Annotated in this window: 17 protein-coding genes; 10 read left to right on the forward strand and 7 right to left on the reverse strand. The window is 53.1% G+C overall.

Annotated elements, in window-relative coordinates:
• The first annotated feature begins 323 nt into the window (after positions 1-323).
• From treZ to HVX72_RS10745, 4 genes are read left to right on the forward strand one after another with little or no spacing between them, the layout of a single operon-like run.
• A complete protein-coding gene (gene treZ / locus HVX72_RS10730; protein ID WP_181823176.1) occupies positions 324-2,114 on the forward strand; it encodes a malto-oligosyltrehalose trehalohydrolase in 1,791 nt (596 codons plus the stop codon).
• The gene (gene treY / locus HVX72_RS10735) at positions 2,111-4,681 is read left to right on the forward strand and encodes a malto-oligosyltrehalose synthase (RefSeq protein WP_181823177.1); all 2,571 of its coding nucleotides are present in this window, start codon (positions 2,111-2,113) and stop codon (positions 4,679-4,681) included. Before treZ ends, treY begins: the two co-directional genes overlap by 4 nt.
• Complete coding sequence (gene glgX, locus HVX72_RS10740) at positions 4,681-6,762, forward strand: glycogen debranching protein GlgX (RefSeq protein WP_181823178.1); 2,082 nt, start codon at positions 4,681-4,683, stop codon at positions 6,760-6,762. The genes treY and glgX overlap by 1 nt, the downstream gene beginning before the upstream one ends.
• Complete coding sequence (locus HVX72_RS10745; protein ID WP_181823179.1) at positions 6,763-7,554, forward strand: OBAP family protein; 792 nt, start codon at positions 6,763-6,765, stop codon at positions 7,552-7,554.
• A gap of 65 nt (positions 7,555-7,619) precedes the next feature.
• On the opposite strand, the gene HVX72_RS10750 is transcribed toward HVX72_RS10745, so the two are convergent.
• The 3 genes from HVX72_RS10750 to ycgZ are packed head-to-tail and all read right to left on the reverse strand — an operon-like array spanning position 7,620 to position 8,529.
• Positions 7,620-7,886, reverse strand: a complete 267-nt coding sequence (locus HVX72_RS10750) for a biofilm development regulator YmgB/AriR family protein (protein ID WP_060569769.1) — start codon at positions 7,884-7,886, stop codon at positions 7,620-7,622.
• Positions 7,887-7,932: 46 nt separating this feature from the next.
• Positions 7,933-8,238, reverse strand: a complete 306-nt coding sequence (locus HVX72_RS10755) for a hypothetical protein (protein WP_060569768.1) — start codon at positions 8,236-8,238, stop codon at positions 7,933-7,935.
• Positions 8,239-8,289: 51 nt separating this feature from the next.
• Positions 8,290-8,529 (reverse strand): regulatory protein YcgZ, encoded by a 240-nt coding sequence (gene ycgZ, locus HVX72_RS10760; RefSeq protein WP_042282993.1) that lies wholly within the window; start codon positions 8,527-8,529, stop codon positions 8,290-8,292.
• Positions 8,530-8,873: 344 nt separating this feature from the next.
• On the opposite strand from ycgZ, the gene HVX72_RS10765 reads away from it, so the two are divergent.
• Positions 8,874-10,091 carry a diguanylate phosphodiesterase gene (locus HVX72_RS10765; RefSeq protein ID WP_181823180.1) on the forward strand — a complete coding sequence of 406 codons (1,218 nt, stop codon included), beginning with the start codon at positions 8,874-8,876 and terminating at the stop codon, positions 10,089-10,091.
• 149 nt (positions 10,092-10,240) lie between these two features.
• Positions 10,241-10,978 (forward strand): MerR family transcriptional regulator, encoded by a 738-nt coding sequence (locus HVX72_RS10770; RefSeq protein ID WP_042282988.1) that lies wholly within the window; start codon positions 10,241-10,243, stop codon positions 10,976-10,978.
• 4 nt (positions 10,979-10,982) lie between these two features.
• Here HVX72_RS10770 and HVX72_RS10775 read toward each other — a convergent pair whose 3' ends face one another.
• Positions 10,983-12,344, reverse strand: a complete 1,362-nt coding sequence (locus HVX72_RS10775) for a glycoside hydrolase family 10 protein (RefSeq protein WP_181823181.1) — start codon at positions 12,342-12,344, stop codon at positions 10,983-10,985.
• A 261-nt stretch (positions 12,345-12,605) separates the two neighbouring features.
• Between HVX72_RS10775 and HVX72_RS10780 the strand changes: the two genes are divergently transcribed.
• Both HVX72_RS10780 and HVX72_RS10785 read left to right on the forward strand, forming a co-directional pair.
• On the forward strand, positions 12,606-12,938 hold the full coding sequence (locus HVX72_RS10780) for a type II toxin-antitoxin system RelE/ParE family toxin (protein ID WP_058331501.1): 333 nt from the start codon (positions 12,606-12,608) through the stop codon (positions 12,936-12,938).
• Entirely contained in the window at positions 12,925-13,239 is a 315-nt protein-coding gene (locus HVX72_RS10785) for a hypothetical protein (RefSeq protein ID WP_042282983.1), read from the forward strand. The genes HVX72_RS10780 and HVX72_RS10785 overlap by 14 nt, the downstream gene beginning before the upstream one ends.
• Positions 13,240-13,692: 453 nt before the next feature.
• On the opposite strand, the gene HVX72_RS10790 is transcribed toward HVX72_RS10785, so the two are convergent.
• On the reverse strand, positions 13,693-15,156 hold the full coding sequence (locus tag HVX72_RS10790; protein WP_181823182.1) for a PLP-dependent aminotransferase family protein: 1,464 nt from the start codon (positions 15,154-15,156) through the stop codon (positions 13,693-13,695).
• Between the two features lie 108 nt (positions 15,157-15,264).
• Between HVX72_RS10790 and HVX72_RS10795 the strand changes: the two genes are divergently transcribed.
• Entirely contained in the window at positions 15,265-15,996 is a 732-nt protein-coding gene (locus HVX72_RS10795) for a GNAT family protein (protein ID WP_181823183.1), read from the forward strand.
• A 153-nt stretch (positions 15,997-16,149) separates the two neighbouring features.
• Positions 16,150-16,908: a trans-aconitate 2-methyltransferase gene (tam, locus tag HVX72_RS10800; RefSeq protein WP_181823184.1), complete on the forward strand. Its 759-nt coding sequence runs from the start codon at positions 16,150-16,152 to the stop codon at positions 16,906-16,908.
• A gap of 44 nt (positions 16,909-16,952) precedes the next feature.
• On the opposite strand, the gene HVX72_RS10805 is transcribed toward tam, so the two are convergent.
• Together HVX72_RS10805 and HVX72_RS10810 are read right to left on the reverse strand one after the other, a co-directional pair.
• Positions 16,953-17,867, reverse strand: a complete 915-nt coding sequence (locus HVX72_RS10805; protein WP_181823185.1) for a bestrophin family protein — start codon at positions 17,865-17,867, stop codon at positions 16,953-16,955.
• 211 nt (positions 17,868-18,078) lie between these two features.
• Positions 18,079-19,530, reverse strand: coding sequence for a tagaturonate reductase (locus HVX72_RS10810; protein ID WP_181823186.1), 1,452 nt, complete (start codon positions 19,528-19,530; stop codon positions 18,079-18,081).
• Positions 19,531-19,631 lie beyond the last annotated feature (101 nt).

Below are 19,631 nucleotides of genomic sequence, written 5' to 3' on the forward strand. Positions count from 1 at the left end.
GAATAAAAGAGAAAATGAAAACCAAAAGCCATCATGGTTTATACGTATTTATTTTAGTCTATCCCTCGCGTATTGATTTCAGGAAATAACGTTCGTCATTATTCATTGAAAGAAATATCAAACACCTGCGTAAACCCCGTTTATCGATCCGCTTTTCAGGGGGGCGCGAGTCAGAAAAAGCGCTTCAGACGTGACACTGTCACCTCGCAATCGTCAGAGCTGGTCTATGCTTGTTCTGCGTATGCTGTTTCATACAGCAACGGTAGGGGTATTTGCTGCATAAAACTCACCCGAGGATGAAACGGGTCTAATGGGGCGACAGTATGAGTTCAAAATCCTTTATCAGAAGTTGGGGGTGTGAATTTGTGGCCGCGGATGTCGTTCGCTTTCGCATTTGGGCGACGAGTCAGGAAAAGATGTATCTCCGTATTCACGATCGAAACCATGAAATGACGGCCAGCGGAGAGGGATGGTTTGAGTGCCAGGTTAACGGCGTCAAGGCGGGAACGCCTTATCAGTTTGTATTGAACGACGGGACGGCAATTCCCGATCCGGCCTCGCGTGCGCAGTGTGACGATGTGAACGGCGCGTCGCGCGTCGTCGATCCCGAGGCCTATTGCTGGCAACACACTGACTGGCAGGGATGTCGCTGGGAAGAAGCGGTGTTCTATGAGCTGCATCTCGGCGCCTTTACGCCTGAAGGGACATTCCAGGCGGCAATCGCCAGACTTCCGTATATCGCGGAACTGGGCGTTACCGTCATTGAACTGATGCCGGTTTCGCAGTTTGGCGGTCAACGCGGCTGGGGTTATGACGGCACGTTGCTGTATGCGCCGCATTCCGCCTACGGTTCACCAGACGATTTTAAAGCCTTTGTTGATGCCGCACACGGTTACGGTTTGTCGGTGGTTCTTGATATCGTGCTCAACCACTTTGGGCCGGAAGGTAACTACCTGCCGCTGTTATCTGAGAACTTTTTCGACGCCGCGCGCATGACGCCGTGGGGTAACGGCATCGCCTATGAAAACGACGCGGTACGCCGCTATATTGCTGACGCGCCGCTGTACTGGCTGGTGGAGTATCAGCTTGACGGATTGCGCTTTGACGCCATCGATCAGATCAAAGATGACGCTCAACCGCATCTGCTGGTAGAGATAGCCGAACGTATCCGTCGTGAGATTAGCGACCGGCCGATACATCTCACCACCGAAGACAACCGTAATGTCTTGTTTTTACATCCGCGTTCTGAAGATGGCGCGACGCCACTCTTTTCCGGTGAGTGGAACGACGATTTCCATAACGCCATTCACGTCATGGCGACCGGGGAAAATCATGGGTATTACGCCGACTTCGCCACTCAGCCCGAACGCTATGTTGCCCGCGCACTGAGCGAAGGGTTCGCCTGGCAAGGGGAAATGTCCGCCGTTAGCGGAGAAGCGCGCGGCGTTAGCAGCCGACAGCAGCCACCGACTACCTTTGTCGATTTTATTCAGAATCACGATCAGATCGGTAACCGTGCGCAGGGCGAACGGCTGATTACGCTGGCGGGAGCCGAGAAAACACGGGTACTGCTTGCCACGCTCCTGATGTCGCCACATATTCCGCTGCTGTTTATGGGTGAGGAATACGGCGAAACGCATCCCTTTTTATTTTTTACGGATTTCCATGGCGATCTTGCGCGCGCGGTGCGTGAAGGCAGGGCGAAGGAATTTGCCGGACACGCCGGACATGAAGGCGAGAACGTACCAGATCCCAATGCGCCTGAGACGTTCCAGCGCGCGAAACTCGACTGGCAAAAAATGCAGCATGAAGAAGGAAAAGCGTGGCTGACCTTCACCCGGGATCTGTTGAGCAGACGCCGGCGCGTTATCGTCCCGCTGCTGAAAACCGCACGCGGCGGTGAAGGCGAAGTGGTGCAGACTGCCCCTGGTTTTGTTGCTGTGCGCTGGCGTTTCCCGACAGGCGTTTTGTCGCTGGCGTTCAATATTGGCGATGTGCCAGTGGTGCTGCCGGAAATGCCGGGGAAAACGGTTTTCGCCTGGCCGGAAGCCAGCGAGCGTCTTAATCCAAATGCCATTGTCGTCCGATTCGCACAGGGAGAAACCTTACCATGATCCCTTCATCGACCTACCGAATTCAGTTTCGCAACGGCATGACTTTTGACGCCGTTAGCGAACGGATACCGTACCTGAAAAAGCTCGGGATCAGCCATTTGTATGCCTCGCCAATCTTTACGGCGACAGCGGGCTCGACCCACGGTTATGACGTCACAGACTGTAATGAGATCGATCCTGCCATCGGCGGGCGGGAAGGATTTGATCGCATGGTGCAAGCGCTTCACGCTGCGCAAATGGGTCTGATCCTCGATATCGTCCCTAACCATATGGCCAGTTCGCTGGAAAATCGCTGGTGGCGTGACGTTATTGAACACGGAGAGAAAAGCGCTTACGCCAGCCATTTCGATATCGACTGGTCACAGCGACTGACATTACCGTTCCTTGGCGACACTTTTGAGAAAGTCCTGGAAAAAGGGGAGATCAGCATCAAAGCGGAACCGCAAACGGGTAAACCGACGCTGGCCTATTATGACGCCTTTTACCCACTGGATCCGTCAACCTGGCAGGGAAATGAAGCGGATGTGCTGGCGATGACCGATAAACAGGCTATTGCCGACTTGCACCAACGGCAACCCTGGCGGTTGATGTCCTGGCGCGAGGCCGCGACAAATCTGAGCTATCGCCGTTTCTTTGAAGTCACTGGACTGGTTGGCGTTCGCGTGGAGGACAATCGGGTATTTGATGACACCCATCAACTGATCCTTGAACTGGTGGCAAACGGCGCTGTGGACGGATTGCGTATCGACCATATTGACGGCCTTGCCGATCCGCAGGCCTATCTTCAGCGTTTACGTCAAAAGGTCGGTGAGGCGTGCTATATCACCGTTGAAAAAATTCTTGCCCGCGGGGAGGAATTACCGCAGGAATGGCCGATTTCGGGTACCACCGGCTATGAGTTTATTGCGGCTCTGGCCGAAGTGCTGGTGGACGATCGCGCGCTGGGGGATCTCCGACGCGTCTGGCAGGATGCAGTCGGTCAGCAGGTGGATATGCGCGCTGAACTGCGTAAGGCGCGGGTCCTGATGATAGAGCGTAATTTTGCCGGCGAATTTGCCCGCTTGTTGAAACTGGCAAGCGAACTGGCCCGTCAACAGCGTGTCGATATTGATGACGAGACGCTGCGCGGCGCGCTGCGAGAACTGCTGATTGCCTTTCCGGTGTACAGAACGTATGGCACCGCGCAGGGATTCAGCACGGCGGATCGCGAGCTGCTGCGACGTGTCACCGCACAGCTGAGCGCCAGTGAATTTGCCCCGGACGCTCAGGCGCTTGGTTTTCTCTCTCGGTTGTTGGTCGGTGCCGATGACGCCTGCCTGACCACCACGGCGGCGACCTTCCGCACGCGCTTCCAGCAGCTCACCGGCCCGCTAATGGCCAAATCGGTAGAGGACACGCTGTTCTTTCGCCAGAACATGGATCTGGCGCTAAATGAAGTTGGCGCAGAGCCCGTTCAACGCTTTTTTTCGCTCACGCGCTTTCATCAGGAGATGCAGTCCCGTATGCGGCTACAGCCGGATGCGCTGTCCAGCACGTCGACTCACGACACCAAACGCGGCGAAGACGCCCGCGCCCGGTTATACACGTTGACCGAGGCGCCGGCGCGTTGGGCGGAGCATCTGGCGCGATGGCGGCAAATGAACCAGACCCATGTCCGGTTTCTCAATGACGGAACCGCGCCCAAAGCGGCGGATACCTGGATGCTCTATCAGGCGCTGGCGGGGGTATGGCCCGCGGTATTCCGTCCGGATGACGCGAACGGTTTGCAGGCGCTTGAGGAGCGATTCCTTGAATTTGTGGAAAAAGCGCTACGCGAAGCCAAGCTGCGGACGGACTGGGTGGATACCAACGAGGCCTACGAAACGGCGGTTCTGGATTATGCCCGGCATATGCTGTCACCAGAAAACACGCTGTTTTTGCAGGATTTTCACGCTGCGTTGCAGCCGTTTATTCGTGCCGGACTGGTGAATAGCCTGACCCAGACGTTGATTAAACTGACCGCCCCAGGCGTGCCGGATATCTACCAGGGCAGCGAGGCGCTCAATTTCAGTCTGGTTGACCCGGATAATCGTCGCCTGCCGGACTTTGCCCTGTTGGCCCGCCAGCTCGCACAAGCAGATAGCCGCGTATTTACGCAGGAAGCGTGTTGGATGAATGGTCAAGTGAATCAGTATGTGACCGCCGTTCTGCTGCATCTGCGACAAAGGTTTCCCACGCTGTTTCGCAAGGGCGACTATCTGCCGCTCGACGCCGAGGGGGACAACGCGGAGCACGTCATTGCTTATGCCAGAGCAGATGAAAAAAACGCGCTGGTGGTGGTGGCGCCACGCTGGGTATTCCATCGCATAGAGGGCGAACTCTCCTCTGCTGGCGGCACGCTGTGGGCAGACACCCGTATCGCGTTGCCCGCACGGCTGGCGAATCGTCAGTATGAAGACGTCTTTCATCACGAGACGGTCGATGTCGGCGCCACGCTTGACGTCGCGCAACTCCCCGGTCATCCACTTATTGCTGTTTTACGCGAACACCCGTCTGAACAGACGGGTGCAGAAAGGGAAAATGGATAATGGCAAAAGCAAAAGGTAAACAATTTGATATCACAGCAGGGCACAGCCAGCAGTTAGGGGCAAACTACGACGGACAGGGGGTTAATTTTGCGCTTTTCTCCGCCCATGCCGAGCGCGTAGAACTGTGTCTGTATGATCCGAGCGGACAAAACGAAATTGCCCGCCTGACCTTACCGGAATTTACGCATGAGATCTGGCACGGCTACGTGCCGGGTCTGGAACCCGGGGCGCTGTACGGCTATCGGGTTCACGGGCCTTTTGATCCGGAGAACGGGCACCGTTTCAATCCCCATAAATTGTTGATAGACCCTTATGCCCGGGAACTGGTGGGGGATATCGCCTGGAATGAGGCGCATTTCGCTTACGATCTGGAAAGCGAAGAAAAGGATCTTAGCTTTGACACCCGCGACAGCGCCCCGTTTACGCCAAAATGTAAGGTTGTCGACCCGAATGCGTTCGACTGGCAGGATCACCGTCGCCCGGATATTCCCTGGCCCAGCGCCATTGTCTATGAAACTCACGTCAAAGGTTTCACTTGGCTGAATCCCGCGATACCGCAAGAATTGCGCGGCACGTTTGAAGGAATGGGCCATGCGGCAAGCGTGGATTACATTAAAAGTCTTGGCATTACCTCCGTCGAACTGCTGCCGGTTCACTGGTTTCCGGACGATCAGCATCTGCTGGACAAAGGTCTGAAAAACTTCTGGGGATATAACACGCTGGGCTTTTTCGCTCCGGCGACGCGCTACTACGGTCCGCGCGGCATACAGGGCTTTCGCGACATGGTGCGCGCCTATCATGATGCGGGTATCGAGGTCATTCTGGATGTGGTGTATAACCACACCGCGGAAGGTAACGAGCTGGGGCCGACGCTGTCATTTAAGGGTATTGATAACTTCTCCTATTACCGCACGCTGGCGGATCAGCATCGTTATTATATTAATGACACGGGGACGGGGAATACCGTTAATACCTCTCATCCCCGCGTGCTGCAGATGGTGATGGACTCGCTGCGCTATTGGGCGGAAGCGATGCACGTTGATGGTTTCCGTTTTGATCTCGGGACGATCCTCGGTCGCGAACCGGAGGGGTTTGATCAGCGCGGCGGCTTCTTTGACGCGATGATGCAGGATCCGGTGCTGTCGAAACTCAAGCTGATCGGTGAACCCTGGGACATTGGGCCGGGCGGGTATCAGGTAGGCGGTTTCCCGCCTGGGTGGGGAGAATGGAATGATAAATACCGCGATACGGTGCGCGAATACTGGAAGGGCGACAACGTTTCTACCGATTTTGCCGCACGCCTGCTTGGCTCCGGCGATCTCTATGACCTGCGAGGGCGGCGGCCATGGGCGAGCGTCAATTTTGTTACCGCGCATGACGGTTTCACCCTGAACGATCTGGTGTCCTATAACGAGAAGCACAACGAGGCGAATGGCGAGGACAATAACGACGGACATAACGATAACCGGTCATGCAATTATGGCGCGGAAGGTCCCACGGATGATGCCGTCATTAACGCCACGCGCGAACAGCAAAAGCGTAATTTCCTCGCCACGCTGCTGCTGTCCCACGGTACGCCGATGCTGCTGGCCGGTGATGAGTTTGGCCGCAGCCAGAACGGGAATAACAACGGCTACTGCCAGGACAGCGACATTTCCTGGGTCCACTGGGAGAATTTACCGGAGTCAGCGCAACAATTGCGGGAATTTACGCGCCACCTTATTGAACTGCGGAAACAGCAGCCGTTGCTGCGTCGGGAAAACTGGCGCGATGGCATGGTTATCCAGTGGTTTAATGCCGGGGGCGGGCTACAGCAGCCGGAGCAGTGGGATGAAGGCTCCACGCTTGGCGTGTATATCGGTCGTCCCGATCTCGAGACCGAAGACGGGATCTGGCACGAGGTTCTGCTTCTGTTGAATCCCTTCGAATGTAGCGTGCCGTTCAGCATCCCGCAAACGGGGGATGGCGGTTGGGTACTGGAACTGAACACGGCTAATGACCCTGAACAGGGACTGATTATCGAAAATGAAACGGATTATGAACTTGCCGGACGCAGCATCGCATTATTCAGGAGGCCATAAGTGAAAAAAGGGTTATGCATTGCAGCATCGGTTGCGTTATTAACGGCCTGCGGGGCGAACACGACCCCGCCGAAGACGCCGATACCCGGTAAAGAAACGTCCGCAAGCCTGCGTACGCTGGAAGTCGGGGCGGAAGTGATACAGTCCCGGCCGCCGATCGAGGCCATCAGCGCCTATCTGGATGGCTTCCATTTCTACAGTGGCGATAAAAATGGTCAGATGGAAGCGCATCATTATGTCACTGTACTTAATGATGAAGTGATGCAGGCGGTGATCTACGACGGGAATACCAAAGACGCGCGTCTGATGGGCGTTGAATACATCATTAGCGAGCGGTTATTCAATACGCTGCCGCCAGAGGAAAAAAAACTCTGGCATAGCCATCAGTATGAAGTGAAGTCCGGCAGCCTGGTGGCGCCGGGTCTTCCCGCCGTCGCGGACAAAGCGTTGATGAGCAAAATCGTCAACACCTACGGCAAAACCTGGCATACGTGGCATACCGATCGCGATAAAACGCTTCCAATGGGGATCCCCGCGTTGATGATGGGCTTTACCGGCGACGGGCAGTTGGACCCGGCGCTATTAGCCGATCGGGACCGTCGACTGGCTATCAAAACGCAAGAAATTAAACAACAGCGGCGGGATATTGTGGCGCATCCGGTAGCACAAGGCGCCAACGCCTGGGAGAAAGGGCAAGTGATACAGTTAAAAAGGGTCAGCGGCGCGGGGGAGCATGGTCATGGCATGACGCGCTCTTTTGGTAAGGCTGAGCAAAATCAACAAAAGCCGTAATGTTGACAGCCCATCCTGCAACGGGACAGCGTGTCAGGATGGGCCAGAAAGACAGAGGGTAAACCTTAAATATCATCCATGGTGTAGCCAACGACAATTTCCAGTGTTTTCCGTAACACATCAGCCTGTACCACGCTGTCCGTAGTTTCCAGCGCCTGGACCAGCCATAAAATAATCGCTTTATTGGTGATATGCCCATCAGAAGCCATAATGCTGCTGATAGCGGTCGCCAGTACCGCTGACTCCTCGGCAAGACGGTCGCCTGCGTTGCGGAAAAATTCGGACATTGCTGTATCTGGAAGAACTGCGTAAAAATCGGTCTGCTTAAGCATCGCTTGTCTCATGTGCTTTCACCGTTAAGTTGTAAAATGGCGTTGGTTAGTGCATTTTTTTTGTGCTGTCTGACTGGCGACTGCCAAACAGCTCAAGCACGTTGCCCCGTCGTACTGCATGTGAATCTGGTCGGCGCGCGCGTTGACGCTTTCTGGCCGCCATGGCGGTGACTTCGGTCATGACGCTTTGTATGGCCTCTTGTCGTTTACTGTCTCCCGCGTTGGCCTTCATATTTCCCAGCGTCACGATCAGTGCCTGGGTGCTAATGGGACCATGGCTTTTCAGCAGCGTTAATACCGCTTCACCGATAATTTCATCCGTCAGTCGTTCATATTCTTCACTTCTGTTCATAACCGCATCTCTGGTTGCCAACGCTGACACTGGCGTTGGCGTGAACCTCCACTAACGATCAAACAGCAGACCAATCAGCGTGTGATAGTGGTGTTCCTCCGCTTCGCTATTCGCTTTTTCAAGGCGGCTCAGCAATTTAGTACAAAGCGACTTCCTGTTCAGGCTCTTGCCGTCGGTGAGGATTTCCACCACAAGTTGACCCAGGGTTTCCTGCTGAGTCGGCAGGCTAGCTTTATTGAAGTACTGGGCAATCGCATTCGCTGAATCGGACATGTTGATGTTGTGATGCATGTGTGACTCCCATTTGTTTCAATAATCTACAAAGTTGTAATTTAAGTTATACAAATATAGAAAATGTGTACATAGGATGCGTACAAAATAGCATGCTAATTTTTAGCTTTTTGTGCTAACCGTTTAAAATCAATAAATTAAAATCAATAATTTACAATTTGTGTCATCAATAGCTGTACAACATTTTTAGGCGGGAATTGGGTAAATTATGCCAATATTTAGACAATAGAAATGTAACATTTTCCTTTGTGAACATATTGTTAGCGTAAAGTGAGTTTTCTGGAGACGGGAAGGCACGGTTCTGGTAGGGTATTTATGTTCCCTCCTATATATCTGGACTCATCATGCTCACAACGGTTATCTACCGTAGTCATATTTGCGACACTTTTTCTCTGATCTCTCTTGAAAAAATGGTGGCAGCAGCAAAGGTAAAAAACGAACAGGCCAACGTCACCGGGATCCTGTTGTTTAACGGAAAACATTTTTTTCAACTGCTTGAAGGGCCAGAGGAGGGCGTTCAGCAGATCTATCAACACATCATCAACGATGAGAGGCATCATAATCTGGTAGAGTTATTGCGTGACTACGGGCCGTCACGCCGCTTTGGTAAAGTGGGAATGGAGCTTTTCGACCTGCGCGAATTTGCCAGAAATGACGTTTTGCAACACGTACTCGATAAAGGTACCACCCGGTATCAATTGGCGTTTAACGACCGACCGCTGAAATTCTTTCGCACTTTTATAGAAGCGACCGAAAAGGAAAATTATTTTGCCATTCCACCGGCAAATACCTGGGAATTTATTGCCGAAGGTGTAAGCAGGGAAAAGAGTGTGCAAGAAGATACCCACGCAGAATGTTGCTTTGCCTTTCAACCATTAATCGATCCTTTCGCCCGGGAGATTGTCGCGCTGGAAGCCTTGCTGCGAACGCCAGACGGACAGGGGCCAGAACGTTATTTCGCCGGGCTTACCGGGACGGCACTTTACGAAGCGGATCTGCACAGTAAAACGCAGGCCTTTGCGCTGGCGGGCAGGCTGAATTTGCAGCGATATTCACTGTCGGTGAATGTGTTGCCTATGACGCTGGTCTACATTCCCCACGCGGTACAAACGTTGCTGGACGCCATTGAGCGTTCCGGCCTGGTGCCGGAACAAGTGACGGTTGAATTCACAGAACGCGAAGTGATCTCGGGGCTTGAGCAATTTACCGCCTCTGTCAGACTACTCAAAAGCGCCGGAATTAGCGTGGCGATTGACCACTTTGGCGCCGGGTCTGCGGGCTTGTTATTGCTGTCGCAGTTCCAGCCGGATCGCATAAAAATTAACCGGGAACTCATTATGGATGTCCACAAAAGTGGGCCCCGGCAGGCCATTGTACAAGCGATCGTCAAATGCTGCTCGTCGCTGGAAATAGCGATTTCTGCGGTTGGCGTTGAAAAGGCGGAAGAGTGGATGTGGCTGGAGTCAGCCGGTATCAGTCAGTTCCAGGGCTATCTGTTCGCCCGTCCATCTTTAGGAGGTGTCTCGCCGATTGCATGGCCGGAAAGGGCTGCCGATCTTTAATGCCAGGTTAAAAAATTGTTGCTCCATCTTACTGAGAATTGGGAATAAATTCACAAATCCCTGCTTGTACAGGAAAATTTGATTTGTACAGCGCAGGGGGTTTGGTTAACTTATACATGGAAGTACAGCTTTGCAGTAAGAGGGATGCTATGGCTTTTTACAGTATTGGTGATGTGGCCGAACGATGCGGAATCAACCCGGTTACGTTGCGTGCCTGGCAAAGACGCTATGGATTATTAAAACCTCAGCGCAGCGAAGGCGGTCACCGTCAATTCGACGAAGATGACATCAGACGTATCGAAGAGATTAAACGCTGGATCAAAAGCGGCGTGCCGGTGAGTAAGGTTAAAGCGCTGATTGAAGGCAGCCAGACTGCGCAACACGACGGCTGGTTATCGCTTCAGGAAGAGATGATGGTCACGCTGCGTCGTGTCAGTCCCGACAAACTGCGCGTACGCATTGATGAACTGGGCGCCAGCTATCCGGTTGATGATGTGATCGATCATATTTTTGTTCCGATGCGTCAACGACTTAATCTTGAGCAGGCTACCGCACGCGTCATGGGCAGTCTGCTGGATGGGGTGCTGATCGACTATGCGATCACGCGCCTGAATGCCTTACGCGCTCAGGCTGATAAAGAGGCTTATCTGCTGTCATGGGAGTGTGAAGACCGGACACGTCTTTGGCTGGAAGGCTGGCGTTTGTCGCAGCAGGGCTGGAATATTCACGTGCTGCCGGAGCCGCTGGAATCGCCGCGCCCGGAAATGTTCCCCGGTCAGGATATTTTCGTCTGGATTGGGAAAGCGCCCACCACGCGCCAGCAAGAACAACTGGCGAGCTGGCGAGAGCAGGGGTATAGCATTGCCCTGCATTCATCGCCGTCCTGAATCGCTACATCTTTTCTTTATTTGACGGGTGACCACTCAGGTTTGCCCAACGCTGTCGTAAATAATGAACGGCCTGCTGCGTTTGCGGCTGATTAAGGTTGTTTTCCCTGAACAGTATTGTGCCGTTGATTTGCGGAACCGAGTCGTTCAGGTCGAGCTGTTTTTTCAGTTCCGGCACGCCGCCGTTTACCGTCCAGTCCGGCTCGTTACGCGAGGGTTCGCCCACCTTATACAACGCCACGCCAATATAAAGTTGGGTTTTCGTAGGCTTCACTACATCCGCCCACCATTTAGCGAGCACATCATAGCGCGCGGCGTCGCGAGAGAAGGGCCAGTACAGCTGCGGCGCGATGTAGTCCAGCAAACCTTGCTGCACCCAACGGCGCGTGTCCGCGTAAGACTCATCATACGCCGCGGCGCCCCGGGTGTCTGAACCGGCGGGATCGTGTGAGCGGTTACGCCAGACCCCTGCCGGACTCACTCCAAATTCTACGTCCGGGTTAATGTGTCGGAGGGTGCGCGACACCTGTTCAATTAACTGCTGCGTATTGTGCCGTCGCCAGTCAGCCTTGGTATGAAACCCTTCACCGTAGCGCCTGAAGGTCACGCTGTCATTAAGCGCAGATCCCGGTGATTCAGCATAGAAATAGTCGTCGAACTGAACGCCATCAACCGGGTATTTTTTCACGACCTCCGCCACAATACTGGTTATCCAGTCGCGAACCTCCGGGATCCCTGGGTCAAGAACATAGCGGTCGCCAGCTGTACGGATCCAGTCACGGTGAAGGACAAAAACGCTGGCGGGCTGCAGTGACACGGTGCGGTTCAGTTCGGCAACCGTAGAAGGTCGGGTATTAACCGAGACGCGATACGGATTGAACCATGCGTGAACCCGCATCCCACGCTTATGCGCTTCGTCAAGCATAAACTGCAGCGGATCGTAACCGGGGTCCTGGCCAATTTTTCCGGTAAGCATGTCTGACCAGGGCAATATCGCTGAGGGCCAAAGCGCGGTACCGTCAGGTTTTACCTGAAAAAATACGGTATTGATGCCGAGCCGCTGTAAATTATCGAGCTTATCGGTTAGCGCTTTTTGCTGCATGGCGATACGCGAACGCGCGTCGCTGACAGTGACTGACGCGACGGGAGGCCAGTCGAGACGGGAAACCGTCGCCAGCCAAACGCCGCGAACGGGTTCGTTCAACTTTTGCTGTTTCACGGGCGAAGCAGGCGTTGCTGATGGCGGCGTTACCAGCGAGGCGGGCGGTGTAGAAGAGCAGCTAGCCAGCAGAAGCGCCGACGCGATTGCAGCCGTGTAAGTCCTGATACGAAATAAAGGAAGAAAACGAGGAGAACTGATATCCATATACGTCCGTTGCCGGTTAGCGCGAAAGTGAAATTATTGTGGTCTGATTCGAGGGTAAGTCAAGATAACGGCGCGAATGATTTGATAGGTGAGGCGGGAACAAGGCTTTGACGGGATCTTAAAAGTTCTTTAACGGTATTTGTTGTATAGCCATTATCATTGCCATTGCTTTTCTGCCCCTGTTAGCGCATGGGCTTTTTTTACCCCACTTGCCATGTGGTAACGAATTCGTTACCATCAATCAAATACGGAGGGGTATCAATGGATATCAAGTATTACACGGACGAGAACGACGTCAGCCCGCTTGAAAAATGGCTGGCTAAAAACCGCGCCGCAATTCCAAAAGTTTTTACGGCGGTTGAGCGATTACGGAGCGGGAACACATCGTCAGTGAAATGGTTATCTGGCCGACCGGGTATCGGTGAATACAGGATAAACTGGGGCGCCGGTTTGCGTGTGTATCTGATGCAGGACGGCGACGAAATTGTCATTTTACTGTGTGCCGGTTTCAAGGATCGGCAAAATAACGATCTGGACGCCGCCGAAAAATACCGCGCTGACTATCTGAGGAGTAAAAAACATGGCCGCGCATGACATCGAAAAAATGTGGGAAAACCTGCTTAAAGAGGACATCGGGTCGCGTGTTCAGATTATCCAGGAGATACACGAATTAATACTGTCCGGTGAAATCGAAGTCGCCAAAGGTATGCTGCGCACGCTGATTAAGGTCACGTGCGGTTATCCTGCGATTTCTGACGAGGTCGGCAGAAATTCCAAATCAATTATGCGCATGTTGTCGCCTGATGTGGATCCGGGTGTTAAAGCGTTTATGGCCGTTGTCAGAGCAGCCGAACGTCAGTCAGAGAAAGCAGCGGCCCAGGGGAAAATCCACTGAGTCGAAACGCGACGCAACGAACCGGTCACAATGGCCGGTTTTTTACGCCTGCGCGGTGTGCTGCGTGAAATCCTGTGCAGGATAACGGGGGCAAATCTGCAGAATTCGCGCAGCGTCACGACAGGGAAGGGATCAAACGGGTTGCAATGTCATTACCACTTGCGCAGTGCTATACATCACAAAGCAATGTAGTAATACATGTGTAGAGTTTTTTTAACATGCACCAATCCAGGCGCGTTAACACGTCTTTTAACAGGTTCCGATTGATTTAACATAATATACATTATGCGTACCAATGTTTTGTTAGCTCAATACTAGCGTCTATATGTGGGTCATTTATCCTACCAGGTCGATAACTCACTTTTCCTGATGAGGAGTTTCTGTGGCTATACATGACGCCGGGATATTCATCATGAAAGAAATTTCTCGTAGATACTTTTCGCTTCAGGACGTTCAGAAGCGACGTTCCTGTCTGCTTAGGGCTGCCAGCACACTAACAGCCTCTGGGATAACCTCCGCTGGCGTATTTCCATAGCCGATAACCAACCCTGCGGCGGCATCGTTGCTGACGCTGTATGAAGAAAAGGCCTGAACGCCTATGCCATGCTGACGTGCGAGTGAGACAATTTTCTTATCGTCGGTGCCAGGTGCAAGCAAAAGCGTCAGATGCATACCTGATTTCCCGCCAAGCACTTGTTCCGGTGAAAAATGTTCTGTCAGGGCCTGCCGCAAGATCCGCTGACGCTCACGGTAAAGTCGGCGCATACGGCCCAGGTGACGACCAAACTCACCACTTTTCATAAAGTTTGCCAGGGCAAGTTGCTGAAGCTGCTGACCACTGCGCATAATTTCATTCAGCACCGTGCTGGCCTGCTTCATCACATTCGCCGGAAATACCACATAACCGAGCTTCAGCGACGGAAACATTGTCTTACTGAACGAGCCGATATAAAACACGGGTGCGTCTTCCGTAAGGCCCTGCATGCTGGCAATTGGGCCACCGGAGTGCCTGAAGTCTCCGTCATAGTCATCTTCAATTAGCCAGGCGTTCTTCCTGGCTGCTTGTGTAATCAGCGACAGCCTTCGTGAAACAGATAAGACGGCGCCGGTGGGATACTGATGAGCAGGTGTAAGGTAGATAAGTTTTGGCGCACGGTTCTGCCAGGCATCCTCCGGTATACATACCCCTTCCCCATCCACCTTCATCATCTCCATGTGCAGATTACCTGCAGAAAATGCCGCTTTAGCGCCCCGGTAGCCAGGTTCCTCCATCCAGACCGTGTCTCCCGGATCTGTGAGCAGGGTCACGCAGAGTTCCAGCGCCTGCCTGGCACCTTCTGTAATGACGATCCGGTGCGGATCGCAGCGGACTCCTCGCGCAACATGAAGATGCGTCGCTATAGCGTCACGCAAGGCGTACTCGCCAGTTGGAGCGCCATAACCCAGCATGCGAGGCATAAACTGCCGGTTTGCCCGCTCGATGGCGCGACGCCAGACAGTAATCGGAAATTCTTTTATCGCGGGCATACCGGGAGATAGCAACGCATCAGACTCCGGTTGCAATGGATTAGTGATAAAGGGAGTCAGACGGGTAGCAAGCTGAACGGTATCGGGTCTGGATTGCATTGGTGCAGTGGCCTTACTGGCCAGGCCGGATACAGGCGCCACGCGCGTGCCTTGCCTGTCAGCCAGAATATACCCTTCAGCCGCAAGGTGCTCATAGACATTCACCACGGTATTTCGCGATATGCCGAGCTCTTTCGCCAGCGCGCGGGAGGACATCAGCCTGGTGTCTGCAGGCAAGTAACCGCTCAGTATCGCCTGCTGTATACGTTCGGTCAGTTGCTTCTGCAGGGATACCGGCCTGCCGTCCGGGCTAATGGCATCTGGCTTCAGGGGCTCGGTAATATCAAGCATGTATCGTGGACCTGTAAAAAATAGATCTTGTGGACCTTTCAAGAGTACCACAAGAACGTCATGATCCCGCGACGGTAATATTTATTGGTTGAGGAGCAGACAATAGTCATGACACAGAGACTAAATACTTTTAATCAACCGGTAGGCGTGGAGCTTACGGGTTGGAAAGGTGCCATTTTCCCTGACGAAAGACGCCTTGAAGGACGCTACTGCCGACTTGAGCGTATCAACACCGCCCGCCATGCGGCAGAGCTTTATGCGGCCTATCGCGAAGCGCCTGACTGGCGTGACTGGACCTATCTTCCTTCAGGGCCTTTTGAAACGTTTGATTCTTATCGCGATTATTTGCTGAATATTGAAAAAAAGACGGATCCGATGCATTACGCCGTGATTGATTCCACCAGTGGCAAGGCGGTGGGTACGGTTGCCCTTATGCGGATTGACGCTTGCAACGGTGTAATTGAGATAGGCAGCGTGACGTATTCACGACACATGCAGCGCACGCGCATTTCTACCGAGGTGATGGCGCTTTTTTTGCGCCACGTGTTTAAGGACCTCGGCTACCGTCGTTTTGAGTGGAAATGTGACTCGCTGAATGCCCCGTCCCGGGCGGCTGCGGAGCGTTTTGGCTTCCGGTTTGAAGGTATTTTCCGGCAGGCGTTGGTTTACCACGGACGTAACCGTGATACTGCCTGGTACTCAGTCATTGACAGCGAATACCCTGCGCTGCGCGTTGCCTATGAAAAGTGGCTCGCACCCACCAGTTTCGATGAAAATGGGTGCCAGCGGGAAAAGCTCAGCCAGCTTATTAATGAGGCACGCGCCAGGGATAGCGTCTGAAAATTTTTCAGATCATCTCTTTCTGTCATCTTAACGCCGATTATTTTTAACAAGCGTATAAAATTACAGAATGAAGGGCTGACAATTTCAGATAAAGGTCCAGGGTTTAAGTGTAGGAACAAAAATCATTCACTCATCTACAGGAGATTGCCAATGTCCGACTGGAGTCCTTCGCTCTATATGCAATATGGCGCCGAACGTTCGCGGCCTGCGGCAGAGCTGTTGACGAGAGTAACGCATGAGCACGTCCAGTCAGTTGTCGATTTGGGATGTGGACCGGGCAATAGCACCGCTCTACTCCGCCATCGCTGGCCAGATGCCGTGATCGTTGGCGTGGATAGCTCACCATCGATGCTGAACGAAGCGCGAAAAGCGTTGCCGGATTGTCATTTTATCGAAGCCGATATTCGCGACTTTCATGCTGCCACAGCGCCTGATGTGCTGTATGCCAACGCTTCGCTTCAGTGGATCGACGATCACTACACGCTGTTCCCCCGCCTCGTTTCTTTGCTTAATTCACATGGCGTCCTGGCCGTGCAAATGCCCGATAATACGTTGGAGCCATCGCATGTTCTGATGCGCGAAGTGGCTTATGAGCAAAATTATCCCAACCGCGGACGCGAGCCGCTTCCTGGCGTTCACGCTTATTACGATATCCTAAGCGAAGCCGGTTGCGAGGTGGATATCTGGCGCACAACCTACTACCACCAAATGCCATCCCATCAGGCGATAATCGACTGGGTCAGTGCGACCGGGCTGCGGCCCTGGTTACAGGATCTTAATGAGCCAGCGCAAAAACGCTATCTTGCCCGCTATCACGCGCTGTTACAGGAGCAGTACCCGCTTCAGGAAGATGGGCAGATACTGCTGGCATTCCCACGATTGTTCATGGTCGCCCGTCGCCTGACATAACGATCGAGCGCGCGCCGCGTTTAACAACGATACAGCCAGGAAGGTTATGTCAGTTGATAGTGCTTGTCCGGAACGTGCTTCGCCGGAATGGCTGTTTCATTGTTCATTTGAAGCAGATCGATCTCGATGGCATTACAGATAGCATCAAGCGGCAAGTCGTTGTTTTCCGTACCGAACGGATCTTCCAGTTCTTCCGCCAGCGCATCCAGGGAGATAAAGGTATAGGAGATCAGTACCGAGATAAACGGCGTCATGTAATGCAGGTCAACAACCAGCGCAAACGGTAGCATGATGCAAAACAGGTACACCGTGCGATGCAGGATCAACGTATACGCAAATGGCACCGGCGTATTGGCGATTCTCTCGCATCCTGCCAGCACCGCTGACATATCGTTTAACCGATTGTTTAAACTGTGAAATAATATATCAGACAAACGTCCGTCGCGCCGACGAACAGCCAGCCACTCCCCCATCAGCAGCAGAATGCGGTTTGCCGGAGAGTGCGCGGCGAAGACCTGTTTCAGATCTTCCGCATTGAGGTATTTCGCCAGAGGTTCGGCCTGCGGTTTTCGCCGCAGCGTCATGCGCAAACAATGGGCAAAGGCAATTTGCAGGCGAACAAATTCTCCAGACTGCGTGTCGTCCGGGAGCGTGGTTTTGACTTCCCGCAACAGCGACCGTGAGGCAATCATTAACTGCCCCCACAGTTGTCTCGCTTCGACGTAACGTGCGTAGCAGGCGTTGTTGCGAAACCCTAAAAATATCGCGATGGCCACACCAAGGATGCTGAACGGCGCAAGCGTGAACTTGATACCGAGCATGGTGTACCACGGAAGCATGATGATAACAGCGATGGAAAGCAGGAAATTCAGCAGTAAACGGGAAAAGATTTTAGCTAAAACGGAGCCATGCCAGACGAATATCAGGCGTAGCCAATGCTGTTGAGGACGAACAATCATGACGGTTTTCAGAAAAGAAGCGAATCCCGTTATTAAACGTGATCTGGATCAAACTTACAACTTTCTTGAAACGGGCCCTGATATATCTGTCAGACTGTTAACGGCTCAGGAGTCACAGAGCGACAGGTATAAAAATAGATTGTATGTTGTAACTAATGAGCATAAACAATAAACCCGGCCTTCGCCGGGTCAATCTTATCGCACACTTATTTTAGCATAGCAGTTTTACCGCTTCGCGCATGCCTTTGCTCAGGATGTTGTCGAGATCGCTGGTCACCTGCTCCACCAGTCCAGGGACATTGGTCAGGTCCTGCTCCCAGTGTTCCTCTGCGGCCAGAACGGCGCTAACCAGTTGCTGCGTACTCACTTGGCGATCGCCATGCTGGCTCCAGAGCTGCTTGAAACGGGTGATCCAGCGCGCGTCATCCTGCACCGGATACGCTTCACCGCTACGTTCCCCGCGGTAGAAGGCAATCAGCGCGGCTAAAGCAAACGTCAAACGCGCCGGTAATTTACCGTTGGCCCTCAGCCCTGCCAGCAGTTGCGGAAGAATACGGGTGCGGAATTTCGTCATGCCGTTCAGAGCGATCGACAGTAACTGATGCTTAATGTACGGGTTACGGAAACGTCCGGTGACCGCGCTGGCGAACGATTCCAGTTCATCACGCGGCAAATCAAGCACAGGAATGATTTCCTGATAGACAGCCTTTTCCACAAAAGCGCAGATGTCGCTATCATTCATCGCCTCGCCGACCGTATCCAGACCCGCCTGGAACGCGACCGGAACCAGCGCGGTGTGCGCGCCGTTCAGAATGGCTACCTTACGCTCTTTATAAGGCTTGATATCATCGACGATCAAAACATTCAGCGGGTATTTGTCGAGGCGTAGCTCGGAAGCCAGGGTCTTCGGTCCCTGGATAACAAACAGGTAGAAATGCTCGGCGGTATCCAGGAAGCCATCGTGATAACCCAGTTCTGCTTCCAGTTGTGCCACTTCATCTCGTGGGTAACCCGTCACAATACGGTCCACCAGCGTCGAGCAAAACACATTAGCCTCATCCAGCCAGGTAACAAAGGCCGCCGGCAGTGACCATTCCTGCGCATAGCGCAGCACCAGTTCACGCAGAGCGTCGCCGTTATAGTCGATCAGCTCACAAGGAATAATAATCCAGCCTTTATCCTGCGCGCCGTTGAAATGACTAAAGCGCTCAAACAACAGGCGCGTCAGCTTCGCCGGATAGCTCACCGCCGGGGCATCATCGAACTTATCGCCCGCATGGTAGCTGATGCCCGCTTCGGTGGTGTTAGAGAAGACAAAACGCATGTCCGGGTTGTGCGCCAGCTTCAGGAACGCATCGTACTCACCATAAACACTGATCTCACGGTTCACTGAACGAATCAAACGCGCATCGCTGACGGCCTCGCCCTGCTCATTCAAGCCGCGAATGATTGTTGTATAAAGCCCATCCTGCGTGCTGAGCGATGGCGGGAAAGCGCTGTCGATGGGACGGACAATCACCACACCGGCGTTCAGATCGGTATGTTCATTGAGCAGATCGATCTGCCAGTCAACAAAGGCGCGCAGAAAGTTACCTTCACCAAACTGAATGATGCGTTCAGGATAGTGGGCACCGGGAAAATCGCTACGGTTTAGAGTTTTCACAATGGGTTCCCTTTCGATTAGTCATACAACCTGATTAAATTGGTAGAACAGGTTAGCAAAACTTTACGCCAGTAAAACCCCGTTTTGATCAAGTGATAGCG

Origin of the sequence: Citrobacter sp. RHB21-C05, assembly GCF_013889015.1 — a bacterium.
GTDB lineage: Bacteria > Pseudomonadota > Gammaproteobacteria > Enterobacterales > Enterobacteriaceae > Citrobacter_A > Citrobacter_A sedlakii.

Coding starts and splice junctions, on each gene's coding strand:
- tam (WP_181823184.1), top strand. CDS start 16,150: ATGTCCGACTGGAGTCCTTCGCTCTATATGCAATATGGCGCCGAACGT.
- ycgZ (WP_042282993.1), bottom strand. CDS start 8,529: ATGCATCACAACATCAACATGTCCGATTCAGCGAATGCGATTGCCCAG.
- HVX72_RS10780 (WP_058331501.1), top strand. CDS start 12,606: ATGGATATCAAGTATTACACGGACGAGAACGACGTCAGCCCGCTTGAA.
- HVX72_RS10770 (WP_042282988.1), top strand. CDS start 10,241: ATGGCTTTTTACAGTATTGGTGATGTGGCCGAACGATGCGGAATCAAC.
- HVX72_RS10785 (WP_042282983.1), top strand. CDS start 12,925: ATGGCCGCGCATGACATCGAAAAAATGTGGGAAAACCTGCTTAAAGAG.
- HVX72_RS10750 (WP_060569769.1), bottom strand. CDS start 7,886: ATGCTTAAGCAGACCGATTTTTACGCAGTTCTTCCAGATACAGCAATG.
- HVX72_RS10775 (WP_181823181.1), bottom strand. CDS start 12,344: ATGGATATCAGTTCTCCTCGTTTTCTTCCTTTATTTCGTATCAGGACT.
- HVX72_RS10790 (WP_181823182.1), bottom strand. CDS start 15,156: ATGCTTGATATTACCGAGCCCCTGAAGCCAGATGCCATTAGCCCGGAC.
- treZ (WP_181823176.1), top strand. CDS start 324: ATGAGTTCAAAATCCTTTATCAGAAGTTGGGGGTGTGAATTTGTGGCC.
- treY (WP_181823177.1), top strand. CDS start 2,111: ATGATCCCTTCATCGACCTACCGAATTCAGTTTCGCAACGGCATGACT.
- HVX72_RS10795 (WP_181823183.1), top strand. CDS start 15,265: ATGACACAGAGACTAAATACTTTTAATCAACCGGTAGGCGTGGAGCTT.
- HVX72_RS10805 (WP_181823185.1), bottom strand. CDS start 17,867: ATGATTGTTCGTCCTCAACAGCATTGGCTACGCCTGATATTCGTCTGG.
- HVX72_RS10765 (WP_181823180.1), top strand. CDS start 8,874: ATGCTCACAACGGTTATCTACCGTAGTCATATTTGCGACACTTTTTCT.
- HVX72_RS10755 (WP_060569768.1), bottom strand. CDS start 8,238: ATGAACAGAAGTGAAGAATATGAACGACTGACGGATGAAATTATCGGT.
- glgX (WP_181823178.1), top strand. CDS start 4,681: ATGGCAAAAGCAAAAGGTAAACAATTTGATATCACAGCAGGGCACAGC.